Below are 23197 nucleotides of genomic sequence, written 5' to 3'. Positions count from 1 at the left end.
CCGCCCGCGTCCGGACGCCCTCCAGCAATGCCAGCAACCCGGCATCGTCACCGCCCTCAAGCGTCCGACGCGAGATCCGGTCCCGGTCCGGGCTGTGCAACGTCACCAGCCAAGCCTTCTGACTCAGTTCGATTGCAACGAAAATCGTGCAACAATGGCCGGCGGTGGGCGTGTCTACGGTCGATGCTTGCATCTGACTCTCCGATGGTTCGAGTGTGGAAACCCAAACCTATCGGAAGGGACACGCTCACCGCCCCATGGAATCTACGAAGCAACGAACCTATTCTACCGCTGCCAGCCGCAGATGCCGCCGGACTGGCACGGCCAGGTCTGGATCCGCGTATCGCGCGCCTGTGCGTCGAGCGGATTGCTATGGCGGCGCGTCAGCTTGGTGCGGGCGGCGCCGCGCGGTTTCCCGGCGCGCTCATGCGCTACGTGAGTCCTGGGCTGGGTCTTCCGCGCGGCTGCCTTTGGCGCAACCACGCGCTCCGTCTTCACCGGCCGGGCATCGTTTCTGGCCTCGATCCGGACCGGGGCAAACTGCGTCTCCGGACCTAAACGCTTCGGCGAGAGCAAGGCCTTGGAAAGATCGAGACCAATGAGCTCGCCTGCGCGGTACTCGTCCGCCAGCGCGGCGCTGCCTGACATCAGGAAGCCCGTGCAAAGTGCTGCCGCAATAGCGCTTTTCAGGACCATCGTAGGGCCTCCTGAAATCAACCAAAGAGTGTATGAACACTCACCATGTAGGGAGCCGGCCGGACAATTCCAGCCGTTCCTGCCCGCAGAATTACCGGTGAATGATCCGGGCCGCGAAAAAGTTCACGTGCCGGATTAACTGCTCCCTACTCGGCTGCCTGCGCCACCGGTTGGCCGATCGCGGCCTCCACGCGTGCGCATTCTCCGCGGAACTTCGCGACATTGGCTTCCTTGACGTGGCCATAGCCGCGAACAAGTTCCGCGGACTTCGCCAGCGCCACCAGACGTGGCCAGTCATGCGGCTTCGCCTCGTCGAGATGGCGGAAGATGACAGCGGAATACTCGCCGGGCAATGCGCGCTCCATCCGGCGTTCGGCCGTGTAGCCGAACGGATCGAACGCAGTTCCGCGCAGGAACTTGAACCGCGTCAGCAGTTCGAAGGCGCGGAAGATCCAGGAACCGAACTCGCGCTTGCGCAAATGGCCGGTCGCCTTGTCACGCGACGCCAGCAGTGGTGGCGCGAGGCTGACTTTGACGCTCGCGTCGCCGTCGAACTGTTCCTCCAACGCCTTGCCAAACTCACCGTCCGAGTAAAGCCGGGCGACTTCGTACTCGTCCTTGTAGGCCATCAGCTTGAACAGGCCCTTTGCAAAGGCCTCGGTGAGGTCATGCGATCCGGGCGAGCCCTTTGCTTCGGCCGCGCGAACGCGCTCGACTTCCGCCAGGTAGCGCTTCGAATAGGCCTCATTCTGATAGTCCGTCAGGAACTTGGCGCGGAAAGCTATGCTCTCGTCGAGCGTCCGCTTCACCGGCGCCGCGCCCGAACTCTTGAAGCGCGCTGCGCTGACGACGCGCTGCAGGTCGTGCGCGGCGAGCCGGCCCCAGGAGAACGCCAGCTTGTTCATGTCGATCGCCGCGCCGTTGAGGTCGATCGCCTTCATGATCGCCTCCAGCGACAGGGGAATCGCGCCGCGCTGAAACGCAAAGCCGAGCATGAAGGCGTTGGTGGCGATGCTGTCGCCCATCAGTGCCGTGGCAAGCCCGGTCGCGTCCAGAATGTCGAGATCGGAGGCGCTGATGGCTTCATTGAGCGACTCCCGCATCGTCCCCGCCTCGAAATCGATGTCGGGATTGATGACAAAACTCGCGGTCGGCAACAGGTCGGCATTGACGATCACCCGCGTCACGCCGCGCTCGGCCCGGCTCAACGCCGGAATGCTGGTGGCGACCACGATGTCGCAGCCGAGGATGAGGTTGGCACCGCCGGGCGCGATGCGGACGGTCGCGAGATCGTCCGCCTCGGGCGCGATGCGGACGTGGCTCATGACCGCGCCGTTCTTCTGCGAGAGCCCTGTGAAGTCGAGCGTCGAGCACGCCAGGCCCTCGACATGGGCTGCCATGCCGAGCAGCGCGCCGATGGTGATGACGCCGGTGCCGCCGATGCCGGTGACGAGGATGTTGTAGGCGCCATCGAGCGCAGGCGCGGCCGGCAGCGGCAGATCGGCGAACAGCGCGGACGGATCGGCCGCGGTACGGTCGGCCTTCCTCAGTTTGCCGCCATGCACGGTGACAAAACTCGGGCAAAAGCCCTCGATGCAGGAAAAGTCCTTGTTGCAGTTCGACTGGTCGATCCGCCGCTTGCGGCCGAACTCGGTTTCCAGCGGCTGCACCGAGACGCAGTTGGAAACAGCCGAGCAGTCGCCGCAGCCTTCGCAGACGCGCTCGTTGATGAAGACGCGCTTCGGCGGGTCCGGATAGAGCCCGCGCTTGCGGCGGCGGCGCTTTTCCGCCGCGCAGGTCTGGTCGTAGATCAGGACCGTGAGGCCCTTGACCTCGCGCAGCTCCTTCTGCACCGCGTCGAGCTCGCGGCGGTGATGAACGGTCGCGCCTACTGGGAAGTAATTGCTGGGATATTTTTCGGGATCGTCGGAGACGATGACGAGGCGTTTGGCCCCTTCCGCCGAAACCTGGTGCGCGATCTGGGAGACCGTCAAACCGCCCTCGGCCGGCTGGCCGCCGGTCATCGCCACCGCGTCGTTGTAGAGGATCTTGTAGGTGATGTTGACGCCGGCAGCCGCCGCGGCGCGGACCGCCAGCAGGCCGGAATGGGTGTAAGTGCCGTCGCCGAGATTCTGGAACACGTGTTGTTCGCTGGTGAACGGCGCCTGCCCGATCCAGGTGACGCCTTCCGCGCCCATATGCGAGATCGTCTGGGTGCGGCGGTTCGGCACCGACAGCGCCATGCCGTGGCAGCCGATGCCGGCCATGGCGCGGCTGCCCTCGGGGATCTTGGTCGAGGTGTTGTGCGGGCAGCCCGAGCAGAAATACGGCGTGCGCTGCAGCTTTGCCGCGCCAATGCCTTCCGCCGGCCGGTCGAACGCTTCGAGCTTTGCGAGACGCTGCTCCAGCCCCGGACTGCGATGACCGAGTTTGCGCAACCGCGCGACGACGGCTGCCGCCACCATGGTCGGCGTCAGTTCGCCTTCGCTCGGCAGCAGCATGGCGCCGGTTTCGTCGCGCTTGCCGACCACCGACGGTCGCTTCGAGGCATCGACATTATAAAGAATGCGCAGGAGCTGGTCCTCGATGAAGCCGCGCTTCTCCTCGACGACGAGCACATCCTGCAGACCTTCGGCGAACGTCTTTGCGCCTGACTCCTCCAGCGGCCAGGTCAGCGCGACCTTGTAGATGCGAAGTCCCAGCGCCTGCGCCTCGGCGTCGGTAATGCCGAGATCGGCCAGCGCCTGCCGGAGATCGAGATAGGCCTTGCCGGTCGCCATGATGCCGAGCCGCGCCGGCTTGGAGTCCAGCACGATGCGGTCAAAGCGATTGACGCGCGTGAACGCCGCCACCGCCTGCATTTTCGGGCCGTGCAGCCGCCGCTCCTGCTCCATCGGCGCATCCGGCCAGCGGATGGAAAGCCCGCCCGGCGGCATTTCGAAATCATCGGGCAAAATGATCTTGATGCGATCAGGGTCGCTGACGATCGAGGCCGAGCTTTCGACGGTTTCGGAAATCGCCTTGAAGCCGACCCAGCAACTTGAGTAGCGCGACAGCGCAAAGCCCAGAATGCCGAGATCGAGATAATCCTGCAGCGTCGCCGGATTGACCACCGGCATCAGCGCCGCCGCAAACACCTGTTCGCTCTGGTGGGCGAGCGTGGAGGACTGGCAGCCATGATCGTCGCCGGCCAGCGCAATCACGCCGCCGTTCGGCGAGGTGCCGGCCGAGTTGGCGTGCTTGAGCGCGTCGACGGAGCGGTCGACGCCCGGGCCCTTGCCATACCAGATACCGAACACGCCATCGACCTTGGCGCCGGGGAACATGCCGACCTGCTGGCTGCCCCACACGGCGGTCGCCGCCAGATCCTCGTTAAGACCGGGCGCGAACTCGATGTCATGCTGCTTGAGGAAGGTTTTCGCGCGCCATAGCGCGTGGTCGTACATGCCGAGCGGCGAGCCGCGGTAGCCTGATATGAAACCTGCGGTGTTGAGGCCCTGCGCGCGGTCGCGTTCGCGCTGCAACATGGGAAGTCGGACCAGTGCCTGCGTACCGGAGAGAAATATGCGCTTCGCATCCAGACGATATTTGTCGTCCAGCCCAACTTCCATCAACGCCATTCGTCCGCTCCCCGTCGCACGTTCCGCCGGTTATTTGAACCGGTCTAATTGCGAACAGAATGCACCGGTTTTGCTATGCGTGCCCAGCGTGAATTCATGGCTACAGGACATATCTCGCTTGTCCTGTGGACCGGCCCGCCCTCTTGCCGAAATCCGCCTTCTTTGAAACGCTTGGGAGCAAAGGGAGACACCAGGGATGACAGAAGCGGCGTTCACGACCGAGCTGTTGGAAAGCGGCAATCTGCTGGTGGGGCCGTGGCGCAGCCCGAAGCAGATGCTTCATGCGCAGGTCTACGACTCCCACGCCTCGATCCACGACGATGCGACCGCGCAAAAGCTCGGCTTTCAGGGCGGCACCATCGAGGGGCCGACTCATTTCAGCCAGTTCGCGCCGCTGTGCGAGCGAATCTGGGGCCAGGCCTGGTTCGAGACCGGATGCCTGTCGGCCCATTACCGTAACCCCGCCTTCGAGGGTGAGGAGGTCCAGGCCAACATCGAAAAGCCGAAGCCGGGCCAGACCACCTGCGCGATCGGCATGACCAAGCGCGACGGCACCGAGATTTTGCGCGGCACCGCATCGATCGGCGGCGTGACGGAAACTGCGTTGAGCCGCCGGCTTGGCGAACTGAAGCCGCTTGCCGATCCTGTCATTCTTGCCGACCTCAAGGTCGGCATGAAGACACCCAGCCAGACGGTCAGAATGGATTTCGACCAGCACATGGGCGATCTCTATCCGTTTTCCCTTGAGCAAAAGCTCAAGGTCATCACCGAACCCTCGGCGTACTATTCGCAGGAGCACAATCCCTGGGGACGGGCGATCATTCCCATGGAGATGCTGAGCGTGCTGTTTCAGTACCGCGCCCGCGACGACCGGCTGCCGGTCCGCGGACCGGCGGTCGGGCTGTTCGCCGATCAGGAAATCCGCCTGCTGCGCGGGCCATTGTTTGTCGGCGACAGCTACACCACCGAGCGCGAGGTCGTTGCGCTGAGTGGCAGCCGCCGCACAGAGAGCGTGTGGATGCGCACGACGGTATTCGGGGCCGACAACACGCCGGTTGCGACCATGTTGTTGAACATGGCCAGCATCAAAGACTCCTACGCCAACTACGAACGGGAGCACAAAGCGCTCTACGACTAGGTGAGCCTGATCCGCTATCGCCAACAAGGACAACAACAAAATGGCCCGCCTGCCCTATCTCGAAGCCGACCAGGTCGCCCCCGAATACCGCGACATGCTCAAGCGCAACACCAACCTGCACAAGCTGCTGGTGAATTCGCCCGACATGGCGCGCGCCTTCAACGGAATCGGCGGCTTCATCCGCTTCAACAGCAAGCTCGATCCGCGTCTGCGTGAACTCGCGATCCTCCAGGTCGGCTGGATGGAGAAATCGGAATATGAGTTCACCCACCACGTGAAGATCGGCAGGGAATTCGGCGTCACCGACGAGGATATCGAAGGGCTGATGGCCGAGACCGAGGGCAAGCCCTCGAAGCTCGAACCGCTGGCAAAGGCGATCCTCCGTGGCACCCGCGAGATGGTGCGGGAGCTTGCGATGTCGGAGGCAACCTTCGGCGAGATCAAGCAAAAACTCTCCGACGAGCAGATGGTCGACCTCGTGCTCACCATCGCCTTCTACTGCGCCGTGGTGCGGGTACTGGCGACGATGAAGATCGACAACGAACCTTATTACAAAGAGGTACTGCAACAGTACCCGATCCCGGGAGTGGAATGAATGCGCCTGAAAGATCGTGTCGCCATCGTCGTCGGCGCCGGACAGAGCCCCGGCGAAGGCATCGGCAATGGCCGCGCCACCGCGCTGACCTTTGCGCGCGAAGGCGCCAAGGTGCTGTGCGTCGATCACAATCTGGCCTCCGCCCAGGAAACGGTCGACATGATCGCCGCCAAGGATGGCACCGCGGCGACATTCAAGGCCGACGTCACCAAGAATGCCGACCTCAAGGCGATGGTGGCGGACGCGCAAACGCGCTGGGGCCGCATCGACATCCTGCACAATAATGTCGGCGTCAGCCTGTCCGGCGGCGACGCCGAGCTGCTCGACATCTCGGAGGAAGCGTTCGACCGCTGCGTGGCGATCAACTTGAAGAGCTGCGTGCTGGCCGCCAAACACGTCATCCCGATCATGCGTCAGCAAAAGAGCGGCGCGATCATCAACATCTCGTCGATGGCCGCGATCACCACCTATCCTTACGTCGCCTACAAGGCGACCAAGTCGGCGATGATCGCCTTCACCGAACAGCTCGCCTACCAGAACGCGCAATATGGCATTCGCGCCAACGTCATCCTGCCCGGACTGATGAACACGCCGATGGCGGTCGACACCCGCGCGCGCGAATGGGGGAAGAGCCGCACCGAGGTCGAGGCGGAGCGCGATGCCAAAGTTCCGTTGCGCCACAAGATGGGCACCGGCTGGGACGTCGCCAACGCCGCGCTTTTCCTCGCATCAGATGAAGCGAGTTTCATCACCGGCGTGACGTTGCCGGTCGATGGCGGATCGAGCGTGCGGCGGGGATAAGGTTGTAGGGTGGGCAAAGGCGCAAAGCGCCGTGCCCACCATTCTCTCGGCGCAAAAGGATGGTGGGCACGCTACGCTTTGCCCACCCTACGGCAGCTCGGTCCACACGTTTACCTTTGGTTAGTAACTTTCTCTTAAGGGTTGCGGTGATTGGGCGGTCTTTTTGACGCGCTCCGTACTCACGCAAATTTGCGCCGGCGTTTTTATTCGGCCATCTGTGTGATTCGACACATTCAATCGATTCCAGTGACACGATGATGTGACAGCGCATCGTCGCTTGTCGAAATACCGACTCGTTGCGGTCGCACGAATTTCACGTGCGCTCGCTATCACGCGCCACAAGAATTGTGGCAAGCGCTGCAAGAATGCCGAGGTACCATGAACGAAGAATTCGATTACGACCTGACGCCGTCCCAGTGGGAAGCATTGAAAGCGTTGCGGACGCCAGCATCAAAGCTGCTGCGCATGAGCCGCTACACGATTGACGGCCTGATCGCGCTGGAACTTGCCACCATGAACGGAGATGCGCCCTTCATCACAGCGAAGGGACGCAAGGTGCTGATTCGTGGCTCGTCGCTTCTGCTGCAGGATCTGGCGGCCTGATTCGCAGCATTGCGCACGTGCAGCATAAATTTTCGGATTGACCGCACCTGATTCCCTGACATATCGGAGTTCCATCGACTGAGTGGCAACTAGGGTTCCGGATGGCGAAATTGCCATCGCCGGTCCGAGCGTTGCGGAAACCGCGGTAGCACGCGGCTGCACCCGAGGGACAAAAGCCCAGAGGAGGAGATGTCGAGATCTTTTTCGCGCCAGATGGCACGGAGGTCTCATGTCGCCGCTCTCGCTCTCCCTCGTTGTCCTCGCCGCCTTCATTCACGCCACCTGGAATTTGCTTTCGAAGCGTGCGGCGGCAGCCGGCCCGACCTTCGTCTTCGCCTATAATATGTTCGCCTGCCTCGTCTATCTGCCGTGGATGATCTGGCTTCTGGTTTACGGCGAACTGAGCTGGAGCCTGCCGGTCGCTGCCTGCCTCATGCTGAGCGCCTGCATTCATCTTGCCTACAGCCTGTGCCTGCAGCGCGGCTACCAGGTCGCCGACCTCTCGGTGGTCTATCCGATCGCGCGCGGCACCGGGCCGATGCTGTCGTCGATCGGCGCGTTCATCCTGCTGCGCGAAACGCCGACCGCACAGGGGATTTTCGGGTTGCTCGCCGTCGTCGCCGGGATCGGCTTGATCACCACGCAGGGCGATCTCTCCGCGTTCCGCCGCCCGCGCGGCCTCGACGGCGTGCGCTGGGGTACCGCGACGGGCTCGCTGATCGCGGGCTACACCGTCGTCGACGGATACGGCGTCAAGGTGCTCGGCATTCATCCCGTCGTGCTCGACTGGGTCACCAATATGCTGCGCTTCTTCATCATGCTGCCGATCGTTCTGTCGAACCTGCCTCGCGCCAAAGAGAAGATGAAGGGCCATTGGTGGCTGGCGTTCTGGGTCGGCGCGCTCTCGCCTTTGTCCTACATCCTCGTGCTGTCGGCCATCGAGATGGGCGCCCCGCTCAGCCTGGTCGCGCCGGCGCGAGAAATGTCGATGATGGTGGGCGCGCTGTTCGGCATGCTGATACTGGGCGAACGGGTCACGGCATGGCGCGTGGTGGGCTGCGCAGTCCTGATTGGGGGGAGTGGTACTGCTGGGATCAGCGTCGGCGTAGCGCATAACGAGATCAGATCGAACTGCGACCACGAAAAGGATCGCCCCCTCTCCCGCTTGCGGGGGAGGGTTGGGGTGGGGGTGCCGCCGCGAGTCACACTGTTCGTGTGGAGAGAGCTTCCCCCACCCGGATCACATCTTGCGATGTGGTCCGACCTCCCCCGCAAGCGGGAGAGGTGACCTCACACCGGCTTCTCATCATCCGTCACCGGCGACGTAATCACCAGAAACACCAGGTCGACCAGCCCGGAATTCGAGATCGCGTGTTCGACCCCGGGCGGCAGGAAGATGAAGTCGTGCTTGCGAACCACGTGGTTCTTGCCGGCGATCTCCATCAGCCCCTCGCCTTCGAGCACGTGATAGATCTGCTCCTGCACGCGATGCTTGTGGCGCGCGACATGCGCCATCGGCTGGTACATCGAAATCCTGTAGTCGATGTGACGGGAGCCCGCGGTCTCCGGCATGACCAGCGGTTTTGACAGCGCGCCGCCGAAATGATTGGGGAACTCGCGCCACGGCACTTCGGCGATGTTGCGGATGAAGGCGCCGTTGTTTTCCGAGGCCATGATGGCCTCCTCTGCCGTCAGATCACCAGCGCCCCGCCGTCGATATAGACGATCGATCCGGTCGCAAAGCCGTTCGCCATGAAACTGAGGATTTGCCGTGCGATGTCCTCAGCCGCGCCGACGCGGCCAACCGGCAACGACGCCGCAGCTTTCGCCAGCATATCGCGCCGCGCCTCTTCCGGCATCGCGGCACGGATCGGCGTGTCGATGATTCCGGGCGAGACGGCATTGACGCGCACCGGCGCCAGTTCCAGCGCCAGCGCCCGGGCCAGCGATTCCAGCGCGCCGTTGGCGGCGCTGACGATCGCCGAATTCGGGCGCGGACGAACGCTGAGGAAGCCTGACACCAGTGTCAGCGATCCACCGGCGCGGATCTGCGCCTGCTGCGCGACGCGCCATGCGCCCCAGAACTTGCCTTCCATGGTGGTGCGGACATCTTCCATCGCCACCGTCTTGAACGGGCCGGTGCGAAGCTGGGCCGCGGTGACCACGACATGATCGACGGGGCCGCAACGCTGGAACAGTTTTCCGACACTGTCATCGCTGGTGACGTCGGCGGGGATCGCGATGGCATTCAGCTTCTCGGCCACCTTGTCGAGCCGTTCGACGTTACGCGACGCAATGATGACGTCAGCGCCTTCGCGTTTCGCCATTTCGGCGGTCGCAAGCCCGATCCCGGAGGAACCTCCGACGACGACGACTTTCTTGCCTGCAAGAAACATGGGATATCCTTAGTGTAAGATCAGGCTGGCTGATAGCGCGTGCCGATGCCGGCCTTGCTTTGGCCGAGCCCGGGCAATTCCCAGACGCCCGCGCCGACCGGATTGATGTCGGCGGCGATATCGACGTCGATCAGATAGGGCTTGTTCGCCGCGATGCCCTTGCGAATGGCCTCGCCGAGATCGCCCGCGCGATCGACCCGCACGCCTTCGACGCCGCAGGAGCGCGCCATCGCGGCAAAATCCGGATTGTAGCGCTCGCCGGTATTGGGATCGTGGAAATCGGTCGCAAGCTCACGCCCGCCGAGATAGCCGCGCTGCAAACCCCGGATCGAGGCATAGGCGTAATTGTTCCAGACCACCCAGACCACGGGCAGATTGTACTCGACCGCCGTGCCCAGCACGTTGGCGTGCATGAAGAACGCGCCGTCGCCGCACACCGAGACGCAGGGCCGGTCGGGCGCGGCGAATTTCGCGCCCATCACGCCGGCGACCCCAAAACCCATCGGGCCGAATCCCATCGAGCCGATCAGCGAATCCGGCCGCCGCGGCTTGCAGAAGCCGAGCAGCCAGTTGTGGTGCACGCCGATGTCGCTGACGAGGATCGCATTATCAGGCAACGCCTTGTCGATTTCGAGCGCCGCGCGCTGCGGATTGATCGGCGTGGTGTCGTCGGAAAATCCGGGAGCGACAAACTTGTCCCATTCCTTGCGGTAGCCATCGATCTGCAAAAGCCACTTCTTGCGCGCGTCTGCTTTCTTCGAGAGATCGCCGCGGCGATCGAGTTCGGCATGCACCTGCCGCAGGAAGGTGCGCACGTCGGCCATCAGGCCGAGCGCAACAGGATAGTTGCGGCCGATCTCCTCGGGATCGATGTCGACATGGATCAGCCGCGTCGGCGGGATGGTGAAGGAGTAGCCGGGGATCCACGAGCTCGACGTGCGATCGTCGAACCGCATCCCCATCGCCAGCAGCACATCAGCCTGACGCGTCGCGTGGTTGGCTTGATAATGGCCGGCGCGCGCGACGAGACCCAGCGCCAGCGGATGATTGCAATCGATCGCGCCAAGGCCGCTTGCCGAGGCCGCGACCGGGATCTGCAAGCGCTCGGCAAGTTTCAGCAATTCTTCCGCCGCGCCGCCGTAGCGCACGCCCTGGCCTACGATGATTGTCGGCCGCTCGGCGCCGAGCAGCATGTCGACCGCTTTCACCACGCCATCAGGATCGGCGCCGCAGCGGCTCGATATGTTGGCGTTCCATGCGATCGCGTTCGGCGCCTCCTCGGCCGCCGACTCCATGAACACGTCGAAGGGCACGTCGAGCACGACGGGTCCGGGCCGGCCGGTCGTCATGGTCTTCCAGGCCTGCCGCACCGCCAGCGGCACCATCTCGCCGCGCGTCGGCTGGAACACCTTCTTGCACATCGTGCGCACGGTGGAGGGAAAATCGGCCTGATAATGCCGGTACATCTCCTGGAAGGCGCCGCGGTTGAACTGGCTGGTCGGCACGTTGCCGGTCACCGCCAGGAACGGCACGGAGTCGAGGAATGCGTTGGCAAGCGAGATCGGCAGGTTCGCCGAGCCGGGCCCGCAGGACGTAAAGGTCGCCGTCGGCCGCCCCGACACGCGGTAGTAAACGTCGGCCATGAATCCGGCGACGCTCTCGTGATGTACCGAGATGGTCTTGATGTCGGCCGAGCGCTCGTACAGCGCGTCGATGAACTGGATGTTGCCGTGGCCGCACAGGCCGAACACCTGCGGCACCTTCTCCTGGACCAGATAGTCGACGATGACCTGGGCGCCGTTGAGCATGTTACGCGACATCGATCTAACTCTCTCCCTGAGCTCAACGAACTCGCCTCCGCGTCTTGCTTGCACGGCCGGCGACGGGCCCCGAACCTATTTCTCATAATACTGTACGTCAATTGCTATTGTGGTATAGTGCGCATTGTCGCCTCGCACGATGCGCGGCGCTGTTGCCGGGCGAGGACGGCCTGATAGAGTTCGCCTCGCCCATCCTGGAGAGCTGATTCCGTGAACCCGCGCACCAAGCCGAAGACGAGCGACAAGCAGGCCCCGCCACGCAAGGTCTCGATCGCGAAGCTGGTGCCATCGAGCGAACCCAACATCGACGACGAGGCCGAGGAGCGCGCGCGCGGCGGCGTGCAGTCGCTCGGCCGCGCATTTTCGATCCTGGAAGAAGTCGCCCGCCACCGCGAAGGCATCGGATTAGCGGACCTCAGCAAGCTGGTGGGCCTGCATAATTCCACCACCTTCCATCTCGCCAAGACACTGGTCTCGCTCGGCTATCTCAGGCAGGAGCGCGATTCAAAACGTTATCGTGTTGGCCGGCCGCTGTTTGCGCTGGCGGCCAGCGCGCTCGACGAAATCGAGATGGTCAATCTGGCGACGCCGGTGCTGGAAGACCTGTCGCGCGAGAGCGGCGAAAGCGGCCATTTCGCCGTGCGGATGGGCGACGCCGTGGTCGTGATTGCCCGCACCAGCGGGCCCGGCGCGTTCCAATTGACCGACCGCGTCGGCGTGGTGCGGCCGGCACACTGCACTGCGCTCGGCAAGATCATGCTGGCCTCGCTGCGCCCCGATCAGTTGAAGCGCTTTCTCGAACGCGTCGAACTGAAGCCGTCGTCCAAAAAGTCGATCACGGACCCCGCCGTACTCCTGCGCGAGATCGCCGAGATCCGCCGCAGCGCCATCGCCTTCGACGACGGCGAGTTCAATGCGGAAGTCCGCTGCGTCGCTGTTCCGGTCTATAATTTCACCGGCGAAGTGATCGGCGCGCTCGGCATCTCCGGCCCGATCTGGCGCATGACGGACCAGGTATTGCAAAGCCGCGCCAAGCTGGTGCAATCGGCTGCCGGCCGGTTGTCGGCCGAGTTCGGCGCGCGGGATCTGGCGAAATCCTCCTGATCCGATCCAGCTAAATCCTCTTCCTATCGGGTTGAACGCGGCTGCGACGCATTTGGCGTTGACAGGAGCGATTGCGTCCGGAAATATCCTACAACAATAAAAGAACGTCTCTCACATTGTCGCATAAGCGGGAACGGAAGAGAGAACGTCGCGACGTATCCCGGGAGGAGACCAGTGATGACCCGCTACAGCCGACGTACTTTGTTGAAGGCCGGCGCCGCCTTTGCCGGCGCCTCCGCGATCGGATCTCCATCCATACTCATCGCCCAGGCCGCGCGAATAAAGATCGGCCATCTGGTGCCGCTGACCGGCTTCCTCGGCGCGATCGGCAGCTATGCCCAGCTCGGGGTGAAGATGGCGGCGGAGGAGATCAACGCGTCCGGCGGCATCATGGGCAAGCAGATCGACCTGATGTCGGAAGACTCGGTGAATCCCGCCACGGCCTCGACCAAGGCGCAGCGCATGATCGAGCAGGACGGCGCGGTGCTGCTGTTCGGCGAAATCTCATCCGCCTCGTCGCTGACCATCATGCAGGTCGCCGAGCGCAACAAGAAGGTGTTCTTCTCGACCGGCGCGCGCTCCGACGCGCTGCGCGGCAAGGATTGCAACCGTTACTCCTTCCATTGCGACATCCCCAACACCGTGATGGTCAACGCCGTCGGCACCGCGCTGAAGCAGAAGGGCATGGTGAAGGGCAAGAAGTTCGTCACGCTGACCGCGGACTACATTTTCGGCCACGACCTGCTGAAGGCCGCAAAAGCCTTCTTCAGCGCCAATGACGCCACTTTGATCGGCGACGAGCTGATTGCGACCGACGTCACCGACTTCAGCCCGTATCTGCTGAAGGTCCGGCAGGCCAAGCCTGACGTCGTGTGCTGCAACCTCGCCGGCAACCAGGTGACCAACCTCGTCAAGCAATATGCCGAGTTCGGCTTCCCCTATCCCCTCGTCGGCTTCAATCTCAACACCGGCGATGCCTGGGCGATGGGTGAAGGCAATCTGAGCGGCACCTGGCCGACGGTCTGGTATCACACGCTCGACAATCCGGCCTCGAAAACCTTCGTCGAGGCCTTCACCAAAAAATACGGCAAGCCGCCGGAGAACCACGCCTGGATCGAATACATCACGCTGAAAATGATCGCGCAGGCGATCACCGAGACCAAGTCGACCGAAAGCGACACGCTGATCGCCTATTTCGAGAAGCAGACGCAGTTCGACATCATGAAGTCGCGCAAGGCCTATTTCCGCTCCTGGGATCATCAGCTCGTGCAGGAGGCCTATCCCTTCACGGTGAAGCCGAAGAACGAGATGAAGGACAAGTGGGACATGCTCGTGCTCGGCGAAGCCGTGCCGGCCGCGGGCGCCGAGCTTGAATCGATCTACCCGACGAAGACGCAAAATCCCTGCAACATGAAGGCATAGAAGCCCGATACGGGCGTCGGGCCACTGGCGTTGCGGCGCCGGCACTAAAAAGCCGGCGCCGTCTCTTTTCAATCTTGCGGATCGCACATGCAGTTCGGATTTCTGCTGGAGCAGGTGGTGAATGGCCTGGTGCTCGGGGGCTATTACCTCCTGATCGCGCTCGGCCTGTCGCTGATTTTCAGCGTCGGCGGCATCGTCAATCTCGCGCATGGCGCGTTCTATGCGCTCGGCGCCTACATTTCCGTCGAGATCACGAAATATCTCGGCTTCGGTTCGGCGATGGTGCTGTCGCCGATTGCGGTCGCGTTGCTCGGCATTCTCTTCGAACGCTTCATCCTGCGCAGGTTTTATGACGCCGATCCGATCCTGAGCCTGTTGGTGACGTTCGGCCTCGCCATGGTCACCGAACAGGCGATCCGGATCATCTGGGGCGCGCCGCCGATATCGGCCGCGATCCCGCAGGGCCTTCGCGGCTCGGTCTTCCTCGGCGACTTCCTCTTCTCGCGCTATCGCTTGTTGATCCTCGCCGTCGTCGCCGCGGTCCTCGTCGGCGTCTGGCTGCTGCTGCACAAGACCTCGTTCGGCCGCGTGGTGCGCGCCGGCATCCAGCGGCCGGACATGGTCGCCGCTCTCGGCATTCGGCTACAGCCCTACATGACCGCGATCGTTATGCTCGGCGTCGGCATGGCCGCGCTCGGCGGCGCGTTCTTTGCGCCGATCACCATCGTGCATCCCGCCATGGGCGCCGAGATCATCACGGTGGCATTTGTCGTCGTCGTGATCGGCGGCCTCGGCAGTTTCTGGGGCGTGGTGCTGGCGGCGATGCTGGTCGGTGTCGTCAGAGGCATCACCATCCATTTCGCGCCGGCCGCCGGTGAAGCATCGATTTACGTGCTGATGTTCCTGGTGCTGCTGGTGCGGCCGCGCGGGCTGCTTGGCGAACGTATCGAGAAGTTCGAATGACGACCGACTTTGCCGCCAAATACCGTCCGCTGCTGCTGGCCACGCTCGCGGTCATCGCACTGCCGTTCGGCCTCTATCTGCTTGGCCTCTCGCTCAACACCGGGACGATGGTGGTCGCGCTCGCCATTGCCGCAATGGGGCTCAACCTCTGCATCGGCTATACCGGCCTGGTCTCGTTCGGCCACGGCGCGTGGTTCGGCATCGGCGCCTATGCGGCGGGGCTGATCCAGCGCAACTGGTTCGGTGGCGACATTTTCCTGCCGCTGCTGCTGGCGGCGGTCGTCGTCGCCGTCATCTCAACCTTCGTCGGCTTCGTCATCCTGCGCCGGCGCGGCGTCTATTTCTCGCTGCTGACGCTGGCACTATCGGCGCTGGCCTACACGATCGCCTTCCGCTGGACCGCGGTGACCGGCGGCGAGGACGGCCTCGGCGGGCTGAAACGCGGCAGCATCGGGCCGTTCAACCTCGACAATGCGCTGAACTATTACATCGTCGTCTCCATACTATGCCTCGGCGTGCTCTATCTGCTGCTGCGGCTGGTGCGCTCGCCGTTCGGCCATGTGCTGATGGCGATCCGCGAGAACCAGCTGCGTGCCACGTTCCAGGGTTATCCGGTCGAGCGCTACAAGCTCGGCGTCTTCGTGATCTCGGCCGTCGTGACCGGCTTTGCCGGCGGGCTGATCGGATTCCAGAATTATCTCGTCTCCGCCGAGGCGGTCTCGGTCCCCTTCTCCGGCGAACTGCTCGCGATCGTCGTGATCGGCGGCATGCGCAGCATGCTGGGGCCGGCGATCGGCGCGCTGTTCTTCATCCTGTTCCGCGAATTGTTTTCGATCTGGACGGGGAACTGGCTGCTGTGGTTCGGCCTGGTCTTCGTCGCCTTCGTGCTGTACTCGCCGGGCGGCCTCGTCGGCATCTGGGCGACGCTTTCAAAACGCTGGTGGCCGCCGCCGGAAGAATCCGCCGCGATGAGCCGCCGAAAAATTTACGAAGGCCTGCCGCTGCCGGCCTTCCTGCTGCCGAAAGGGCTCAACGGCACCGTGCTGGAAGTGCGCGGCATCTCGAAAACCTTCGGCGGCATCCGCGCCGTCACCAATGCGAGCCTGCAAGTCGGCGCCGGCGAAATTCACGCCTTGATCGGACCGAACGGCGCGGGAAAGACCACGCTGTTCAACCTGATCTCCGGCCTCTATCCGACCGACAGCGGCACCATCAAGCTGAACGGCCGCGAGATCCAGGGCGTACCGTCGGAGGCGATCTGCCATCAGGGGTTGGCGCGCTCGTTCCAGATCACCAATTTGTTCAAGGGTCTCTCGATCTACGAAAACCTGCGGCTGTCGCTGCAGGCTCAGAACGCCGGGCGCTTCAACCTCTGGCGCGACATCGACCACTACGAAGACATCCACGCCGAGACCGCGGAGCTCATAAAATTCCTCGGCCTCGAAGGGATCGAGACCATCGAGGGCGGCGAACTGTCGTATGGCGGGCAGCGGCTGGTCGATCTCGGCATCGCCCTCGGCTCCAAGCCACAGGTGCTGCTGCTGGACGAGCCGCTGGCGGGCCTTGCTGCCGCCGAGCGCGAGCGCGTGTCGAACCTCGTGAAAAACATCGCCGCCAATATTCCGGTCCTGATCGTCGAGCACGACATCGACCGCGTGCTTGGCTTCTCCCGCACCGTCACCGTGATGAACCAGGGCGAAGTGCTGATGACCGGCACGCCCGAGGCCGTGCGCGCCGACCGCAGGGTGCAGGAGGTCTATACCGGCACCGGCGTACCCGAGGTCGAGCATCTCAGCAGCGATCACGCCAAAGCCGGCGCCGCGCCGATCCTGCGTTTCGAACGCGTCAACACCTTCTACGGCAAGAGCCATATCCTGCACGACGCCACGCTCGACGTGCGCGAGGGCGAGATCGTCGCCCTGCTCGGCCGCAACGGCGCCGGCAAGTCGACGCTGTTGAAGACCCTCGCGGGCCTCGTGCCGCTGTCGTCGGGCACTATCGAATATGCCGGCAGCGACATCTCCCGCCTGCCCGCGCCCGATATCGCGCGCGCCGGCATCGGCTATGTGCCACAGGGCCGCGGCCTGTTCGCCGGCATGACGGTTCGGGAAAACCTCTCCCTCGGCCGTCTCGCGCGCAAGACCGACGGCAGCAACGGCGTGGTGTGGGACGAAGCACAGATCCTCGAATACTTCCCACGGCTCAAGGAGCGCATGGACGTCGCGGCGGATTATCTTTCCGGCGGCGAGCAGCAGATGGTGGCGGTGGCGCGTGCGATGTCGGGCAACGTCAAACTGCTGCTGCTCGACGAACCCTTCGAGGGACTGGCGCCGGCCGTGATTCTCGACCTGTTCAAGGTGTTCGACCGGCTCCGGCAGCACATCTCCATCGTGATCGTCGAACACAATCTCGATCTCGTGCTGGCGCTCGCCGACCGCGTCTTCGCGCTGGAGCGCGGCGCGGTGTTCCACGAGGGGCCTGCGCAACCACTGCTCACCGACCTCGAATACCGGAAGAAGATACTGTGGCTCTAAATCTCACCACGTCATTGCGAGCGAAGCGAAGCAATCCATTCTTTCTTTTTGCGGCACTATGGATTGCTTTGCTTCGCTCGCAATGACGGAACTCCTTGGGAGGCTGCGATGCGATATCTGCTGAAGGCTACGTTGTCAGGCGTCATAGCGCTCTACGCAATCAGCGCCAGCGCGGCCGACAACCAGATGACCATCGCCGTATTCACCAAGAACCGCACCAACCCCGCCTATGAGGCCTTTCGTATCGCCTCCGACCAGATCGCGCGCACCACCGGCGTGAAGGTGATCCACCTGGTCCCGAACCAGCCTGACAACGTCGACGAACAGAAGGCGATGGTGGAACAGGTGCTGAAGGACAAACCCGACGCCGTCATCTTCATCCCCGTCGACGACGTCGCCATGATCGATTCCGTGAAGAAGCTCAACGACGCCAAAATCCCCATCGTGCTGGTTTCCAATCCGCTACCCGGCAGCTTCGTCACCTATGTCGGCGCCGACGATTTCGAAATTGGATATCGCGAGGCGCGCTATCTCTTCGAGAAGCTCGGCGGCAAGGGAAAGATCGTCGTCATCGAGGGAACGCCCGCCGCACCGACCAATCGCGAGCGCGTGCGCGGATACCAGCGCGCATTCGGTGAATTTCCTGGCATCCAGGTTTTGGGATCGGGCATCGGCAACTACCAGCAGCCCGACGCCAGGCGCGTGATGGAGAAGTTTCTCACCGAGCACAAGGAAATCGACGCAGTGCTGTCGGCCAATGACAGCATGGCGCTGGGCGTGCTGGAGGCGCTGAAGGCCGCGAACCGCACGGCGATCGTGATCGGCATCAACGGCATCCTTCCGGCGGTGAAGCAGATCGAAACCGGCGGGATGCTGGCGACCGTCGATTTCAACATGTTCAAGATCGGCTGCACTGCAACGCGGGCGGCGGTACGTCACCTCAAGAAAGAGCCGCTGCCGGAAAAGGTGATGCTCCCTGCGGAAGTGATCGACAAGACCAACTACAAGGCGTGGCTGGTGCCGGTCGACCAGCGCACCTGCCCGGAATGGGCAGAGGTGGCGCGCTAGTCAAAGCCCCATTGCGAAGGTCCTTTGATCTAGGTCAACAAAACAACGCGGCGCTCTGCTCCCGTCCGGTATCAGGATCGTCCTGCGGTGCGTGTAACACGACCGAACAGTTCAGTAGTAGCCCGGGAGGCTGCCAGATGTTGAAGGAAAAGCCGAAGAAGGGCGAGGTAGTTGAGGCGCCGGCCGAGCCTGGCAAGGTGAGCCGCAAGGAATTTGAGAAGGAGCTCGCGAAGCTTCAGGTCGAACTGACCCGGCTGCAGACCTGGGTCAAAGACAAGGGGGCACGCATCATCGTGGTCTTCGAGGGCCGGGACACCGCAGGCAAAGGCGGCGTGATCAGCCGGATCACAGCGCGGACCAGCCCGCGCGTCTACCGCCACGTGGCACTGCCCGTCCCGTCCGACCGCGAGAAGACCCAACTCTTCATTCAGCGCTACATCGCGCATTTTCCGGCAGCGGGCGAGATCGTCCTCTTCGACCGCTCGTGGTACAATCGAGCCGGCGTCGAGCGGGTGATGGACTTCGTCACCGATGAAGACTACGAGCGGTTCTTGGCGATGGTCCCCGTGGTCGAGCGGGAGATGATCGTCAACAACGGCATCATCCTGCGCAAATACTTTCTCGACGTAAGCCAGGACGAGCAACGTCGCCGGTTTGAGGCGAGGATCAAAGACCCGGTGAAACACTGGAAGCTCAGTCCGATGGACACTGAATCGGTGCGGCGCTGGTGGGACTACACGACCGCCTACCAGCGCATGATCAAGGCCACCCATACGTCGTGGTCGCCCTGGTACATCGTCCCCGCTGACAACAAGCGTCGCGCCCGGCTGAACCTGATCCGGCATCTGCTCGACAGCATCCCATACAAGAAGGTCGACGTAGACTTGCCGAAGATTCCCAAGGCGCAGCGGCAGCCTAAGAATGCTACCGTGGGTCTGGGCGCCGGCGAGCCGATTCCCGGCCGCTACTGACGTTTCGGCGCGCTGTCTGGTCAGGTCTGGAAGTGACCGCCAATGAAGTATCGGATGCATTGGCTGCCGGGCATCGAAACGCTGCGTCGATATGAGGCGGCGTGGCTTCCGCACGATATCGTCGCTGGACTCGTGCTGGCGGCCATGCTGGTCCCGGTTGGAATTGCCTACGCGGTAGCATCGGGCTTGCCTGGCATCTACGGTCTGTACGCAACGATCGTACCGCTGTTGGTCTACGCGCTGTTCGGCCCCAGCCGCATCCTCGTGCTCGGACCGGACTCGGCGCTGGCGGCTGTCATCCTCGGCGTTGTCGTTCCGCTGTCTGGTGGCGATCCTCTTCGCGCCGCAACGCTCGCTGCCATGATGGCGATCGTTTCAGGAACGGTATGCATTCTAGCCGGTATCGGGCGCCTGGGTTTTGTCACCGAGCTGCTCTCCAAACCGATACGGTACGGCTATATGAACGGAATTGCATTGACCGTTCTGATCAGCCAACTGCCAAACCTCTTCGGTTTCTCGATCAAGGGCGAAGGACCCCTGCGGAGCCTGTGGGCGATCGCCGATGCGATCCTTGAAGGAAAGACAAACTGGGTCGCCTTCGGGATCGGGCTCGGCACGCTGATGGTCATCTTGCTGCTCCAGAACAACAAGCGGCTGCCAGGCATTCTGATTGCGGTGGTTGCGGCGACCGCCGTCGTCGGCGCGCTTGATCTTGGGACCCGTTACGGCGTGGCGGTCATTGGTCCCCTTCCAGAGGGATTGCCGGGTTTCGCAATCCCCTGGATCACCTACGGCGACATCGTCCCGGTACTGGTCGGCGGCTGCGCCATTGCCCTGGTTTCGTTTGCGGACACCAGCGTCCTTTCGCGTTCCTATGCCGCACGATTGGGCACTCATGTCGATCCCAACCAGGAGATGGTGGGGCTTGGCGCCGCCAATCTGGCAACCGGCTTTTTTCAAGGTTTCCCGATCAGCAGCAGCTCTTCGCGTACTCCGGTTGCCGAAGCCGCCGGCGCCCATACCCAGTTAACCAGCGTCGTCGGCGCGCTTGCCATCGCCACCCTTCTGCTGGTGGCACCAAACCTGCTTCAGCATTTGCCCTCCGCTGCATTGGCGGCCGTCGTCATCGCCGCCGCGATCGGCTTGTTTGAGGTCACCGACCTCAAACGAATCTATCGGATTCAGCAGTGGGAGTTCTGGCTGTCGATGGTCTGCTTTGTCGGCGTGGCCGTATTCGGAGTGATTCCGGGAATTGGGCTCGCAATCGCAATCGCCATTATCGAATTCCTGTGGGACGGCTGGCGCCCACACTCCACCGTGTTGGGTCGCGCCCATGGCGTCAAAGGTTATCACGACATCACAAGATATCCGGATGCACGCCAAATCCCCGGGCTGGTCCTGTTTCGGTGGGATGCGCCCCTCTTCTTCGCCAACGCTGAATTCTTCAAGGAGCGCGTACTGGACGCCGTGGCGAAATCGCCGACGCCGGTACGCTGGCTGGTCGTTGCGGCGGAGCCTGTCACCAGCGTGGACGTCTCCGCCGGCGATACAGTCGCCGAATTGGACGAGACGTTGCACGCGCAGGGTATCGACTTATGCTTTGCCGAACTGAAAGATCCGGTAAAGGACAAGCTGAAGCGATTTGGATTGTTCTCGCAGCTTGGCGAGCAATATTTCTTCCCGACCATCGGCGCAGCCGTTTCCAGTTACCTGGAAACCCATGACGTAAAGTGGGAGGACTGGGAGGACCAGGTCAAACTCGGGAAGTAACATGCCGGGCTGGAACACGTCGCCTGACGGATCCTTGAAGGAGGCCAGCAACCGCGCGGCCGCGAAAGCAGGTTCCGAACTTGCCGCTTCCGGGAGCGAGGGTATATTGGATCGATGGCTGTCAGCTCGCCCGATCTGAAAGCATTTTTGCGCGCCACACCTTTCTTCGGTGGCCTCTCGGACGCAAGCCTTGATCTCCTGGCCTCAATGCTGGTCGAGCGCCGCTTCGACGCCGGCGCCACGATCGTCGCAGAAGGAGAACCGGGGCGCTCCATGTTCATTGTTCACTCGGGCGATCTCGTGGTGAGCAAGCTCGGTGATTCCGGGCGCTCCATTCGGATGTCGAATCTCGAGGTCGGCGATTTCTTCGGCGAAATGACGCTCATCGAAATGCAGAACCGGTCAGCCACCGTCGTCGCGGAGAGCGCAACCGTGCTGTACGAGCTCACGGCCCGAAACCTCTACACGTACTACAAGGCCGACATTCACGCCTATGTAATCGTGATGCAGAATATCAACCGCGAACTTTGCCGGCGACTCCGTCGCGCCGACCGTCGCATTGCCGAGTTGACCTTTCACGCGAGTGAATGATGCAGACACGCCCCGCAACGCCCCGTGGCGTGACCGCCAACGTTCCGAATTGACTTCCGCTCTCGGCGTCGCAGCGGACATGGCTGGACTTGCCGCTGGATCGCTGGGTAGCGAATGACTCGAAGCGGACCGTTTGTATTGGCCTTGTGGCTGGCCTGTTTCGACCTCATTTTGGTCGACTTCTCTCCCGTAAAGGCGCGTCGTTCCTGTGACGCTTGAACTGAAGCATCCGAAGGTTTGCGTAAACCTTGATCGCTGCGTGGGAATTGCCGATCCCTTCGTATGACCGATCGCGCCTGCCGCATTCTGCGGAACAAATCAACGTGCTCGTGCGTCGCGATGGTGACATAACGCCGTTGTTTATCGTGCCCTACCCTTTAGGGGCGAGGAGGAGCAGATCGATGAAAGCCGAAGACGCCGCCGACATGATGGATCAGGAGAAAGAGAACGACCGCTTCAAGCAGCGCGCGGCGGTCAGCATCGCCATTCTGGCGATGCTGCTGGCCATCACCGGGCTTGGCGGCGCCAACGCCGACAAGGAGGCGACCAACAACAACATCTATGCCGCGAACCAGTATGCCTTCTACCAGGCCAAGAACATCCGCCAGACCGACTACAACCTCGCGGCCGACGCGATCGAACTGGCGTTCCTGCAGGACGGAAGCCTCAACGCCGAGGCCAGGACGGCCCTGAAGGCAAAAGCGGAGGCCTATCGCAAGACGGCGGCACGCTACGAGTCCGAGCCCGAGACGCAGGAGGGCAAGAAGGAATTGATGGTGCGGGCCAAGGACTACGAGAGCAGGCGCGACCATGCGCTGAAGCAGGATCCCTACTTCGACTATGCCGAAGCGCTTCTGCAGATCGCCATCGTGCTGATCTCGGTCTCGATCGTCGCGACGCTACCCTGGCTTGCGATCGTCGGCGGCATCGTCGGTGCCGCGGGCGGCCTGCTGATGGTCAACGGCTATACACTGGCGATCGAGATACCGTTTCTGGCAGCATAGTGGTCGCACGCACGCTGCGCCGGTCGGATGGGTGCTGTATGGCAAGGACGAGGGAGCACTAAACTGAGGCCGCTTCAGTTTGGCGGGGCACTTAGCGTCGT

19 protein-coding genes and 1 pseudogene are annotated in these 23197 nt (G+C 62.8%); 14 read left to right on the top strand and 6 right to left on the bottom strand.

The annotated features are described in order from the left end of the window. The 3 genes and pseudogenes from IVB22_RS26120 to IVB22_RS26110 form a co-directional block, all read right to left on the bottom strand. Positions 1 to 193, bottom strand: a pseudogene (locus IVB22_RS26120) (IS110 family transposase); the annotation flags it as partial. A gap of 92 nt (positions 194 to 285) precedes the next feature. Continuing rightward, positions 286 to 696: a hypothetical protein gene (locus IVB22_RS26115; protein WP_247520117.1), complete on the bottom strand. Its 411-nt coding sequence runs from the start codon at positions 694 to 696 to the stop codon at positions 286 to 288. A 146-nt stretch (positions 697 to 842) separates the two neighbouring features. Further along, a complete protein-coding gene (locus IVB22_RS26110; protein WP_247520116.1) occupies positions 843 to 4316 on the bottom strand; it encodes an indolepyruvate ferredoxin oxidoreductase family protein in 3474 nt (1157 codons plus the stop codon). Between the two features lie 196 nt (positions 4317 to 4512). On the opposite strand from IVB22_RS26110, the gene IVB22_RS26105 reads away from it, so the two are divergent. The 5 genes from IVB22_RS26105 (at position 4513) to IVB22_RS26085 (ending at position 8741) form a co-directional block, all read left to right on the top strand. Next, a complete protein-coding gene (locus IVB22_RS26105) occupies positions 4513 to 5454 on the top strand; it encodes a hypothetical protein (RefSeq protein ID WP_247520115.1) in 942 nt (313 codons plus the stop codon). Positions 5455 to 5494: 40 nt separating this feature from the next. Further along, complete coding sequence (locus IVB22_RS26100) at positions 5495 to 6049, top strand: carboxymuconolactone decarboxylase family protein (RefSeq protein WP_247520114.1); 555 nt, start codon at positions 5495 to 5497, stop codon at positions 6047 to 6049. Then, the gene (locus tag IVB22_RS26095) at positions 6050 to 6850 is read left to right on the top strand and encodes an SDR family NAD(P)-dependent oxidoreductase (RefSeq protein ID WP_247520113.1); all 801 of its coding nucleotides are present in this window, start codon (positions 6050 to 6052) and stop codon (positions 6848 to 6850) included. Positions 6851 to 7228: 378 nt separating this feature from the next. Next, on the top strand, positions 7229 to 7453 hold the full coding sequence (locus tag IVB22_RS26090) for a hypothetical protein (protein ID WP_247520112.1): 225 nt from the start codon (positions 7229 to 7231) through the stop codon (positions 7451 to 7453). 229 nt (positions 7454 to 7682) lie between these two features. Continuing rightward, entirely contained in the window at positions 7683 to 8741 is a 1059-nt protein-coding gene (locus IVB22_RS26085) for a DMT family transporter (protein WP_247520111.1), read from the top strand. Between the two features lie 2 nt (positions 8742 to 8743). On the opposite strand, the gene IVB22_RS26080 is transcribed toward IVB22_RS26085, so the two are convergent. From IVB22_RS26080 to IVB22_RS26070, 3 genes are read right to left on the bottom strand one after another with little or no spacing between them, the layout of a single operon-like run. Next, positions 8744 to 9127: a cupin domain-containing protein gene (locus tag IVB22_RS26080; protein ID WP_247520110.1), complete on the bottom strand. Its 384-nt coding sequence runs from the start codon at positions 9125 to 9127 to the stop codon at positions 8744 to 8746. A gap of 17 nt (positions 9128 to 9144) precedes the next feature. Continuing rightward, positions 9145 to 9849 (bottom strand): SDR family oxidoreductase, encoded by a 705-nt coding sequence (locus tag IVB22_RS26075; RefSeq protein WP_247520109.1) that lies wholly within the window; start codon positions 9847 to 9849, stop codon positions 9145 to 9147. Positions 9850 to 9869: 20 nt separating this feature from the next. Next, positions 9870 to 11669 carry a thiamine pyrophosphate-binding protein gene (locus IVB22_RS26070; RefSeq protein WP_247520108.1) on the bottom strand — a complete coding sequence of 600 codons (1800 nt, stop codon included), beginning with the start codon at positions 11667 to 11669 and terminating at the stop codon, positions 9870 to 9872. A gap of 210 nt (positions 11670 to 11879) precedes the next feature. Here IVB22_RS26070 and IVB22_RS26065 point away from each other — a divergent pair, with 210 nt between their 5' ends. The 9 genes from IVB22_RS26065 (at position 11880) to IVB22_RS26025 (ending at position 23096) form a co-directional block, all read left to right on the top strand. After that, positions 11880 to 12773, top strand: a complete 894-nt coding sequence (locus tag IVB22_RS26065; protein ID WP_247520107.1) for an IclR family transcriptional regulator — start codon at positions 11880 to 11882, stop codon at positions 12771 to 12773. 177 nt (positions 12774 to 12950) lie between these two features. Then, positions 12951 to 14195, top strand: coding sequence for an ABC transporter substrate-binding protein (locus IVB22_RS26060; protein WP_247520106.1), 1245 nt, complete (start codon positions 12951 to 12953; stop codon positions 14193 to 14195). A gap of 87 nt (positions 14196 to 14282) precedes the next feature. Next, positions 14283 to 15158 carry a branched-chain amino acid ABC transporter permease gene (locus tag IVB22_RS26055; RefSeq protein ID WP_247520105.1) on the top strand — a complete coding sequence of 292 codons (876 nt, stop codon included), beginning with the start codon at positions 14283 to 14285 and terminating at the stop codon, positions 15156 to 15158. Beyond that, positions 15155 to 17692 (top strand): branched-chain amino acid ABC transporter ATP-binding protein/permease, encoded by a 2538-nt coding sequence (locus tag IVB22_RS26050; RefSeq protein ID WP_247520104.1) that lies wholly within the window; start codon positions 15155 to 15157, stop codon positions 17690 to 17692. Before IVB22_RS26055 ends, IVB22_RS26050 begins: the two co-directional genes overlap by 4 nt. A gap of 108 nt (positions 17693 to 17800) precedes the next feature. Next, a complete protein-coding gene (locus IVB22_RS26045) occupies positions 17801 to 18760 on the top strand; it encodes a sugar ABC transporter substrate-binding protein (protein WP_247520103.1) in 960 nt (319 codons plus the stop codon). Positions 18761 to 18897: 137 nt separating this feature from the next. Then, on the top strand, positions 18898 to 19731 hold the full coding sequence (ppk2, locus tag IVB22_RS26040) for a polyphosphate kinase 2 (RefSeq protein WP_247520102.1): 834 nt from the start codon (positions 18898 to 18900) through the stop codon (positions 19729 to 19731). A 42-nt stretch (positions 19732 to 19773) separates the two neighbouring features. Then, positions 19774 to 21501 (top strand): SulP family inorganic anion transporter, encoded by a 1728-nt coding sequence (locus IVB22_RS26035; RefSeq protein ID WP_247520101.1) that lies wholly within the window; start codon positions 19774 to 19776, stop codon positions 21499 to 21501. 114 nt (positions 21502 to 21615) lie between these two features. Then, a complete protein-coding gene (locus IVB22_RS26030) occupies positions 21616 to 22092 on the top strand; it encodes a cyclic nucleotide-binding domain-containing protein (protein WP_247520100.1) in 477 nt (158 codons plus the stop codon). A 401-nt stretch (positions 22093 to 22493) separates the two neighbouring features. After that, positions 22494 to 23096, top strand: a complete 603-nt coding sequence (locus IVB22_RS26025; RefSeq protein ID WP_247520099.1) for a DUF4337 domain-containing protein — start codon at positions 22494 to 22496, stop codon at positions 23094 to 23096. Positions 23097 to 23197: the final 101 nt, after the last annotated feature.

This window comes from Bradyrhizobium sp. 190 (assembly GCF_023073415.1).
Classification (GTDB): domain Bacteria; phylum Pseudomonadota; class Alphaproteobacteria; order Rhizobiales; family Xanthobacteraceae; genus Bradyrhizobium.
This window is presented reverse-complemented; position numbering and strand designations above follow the sequence as displayed.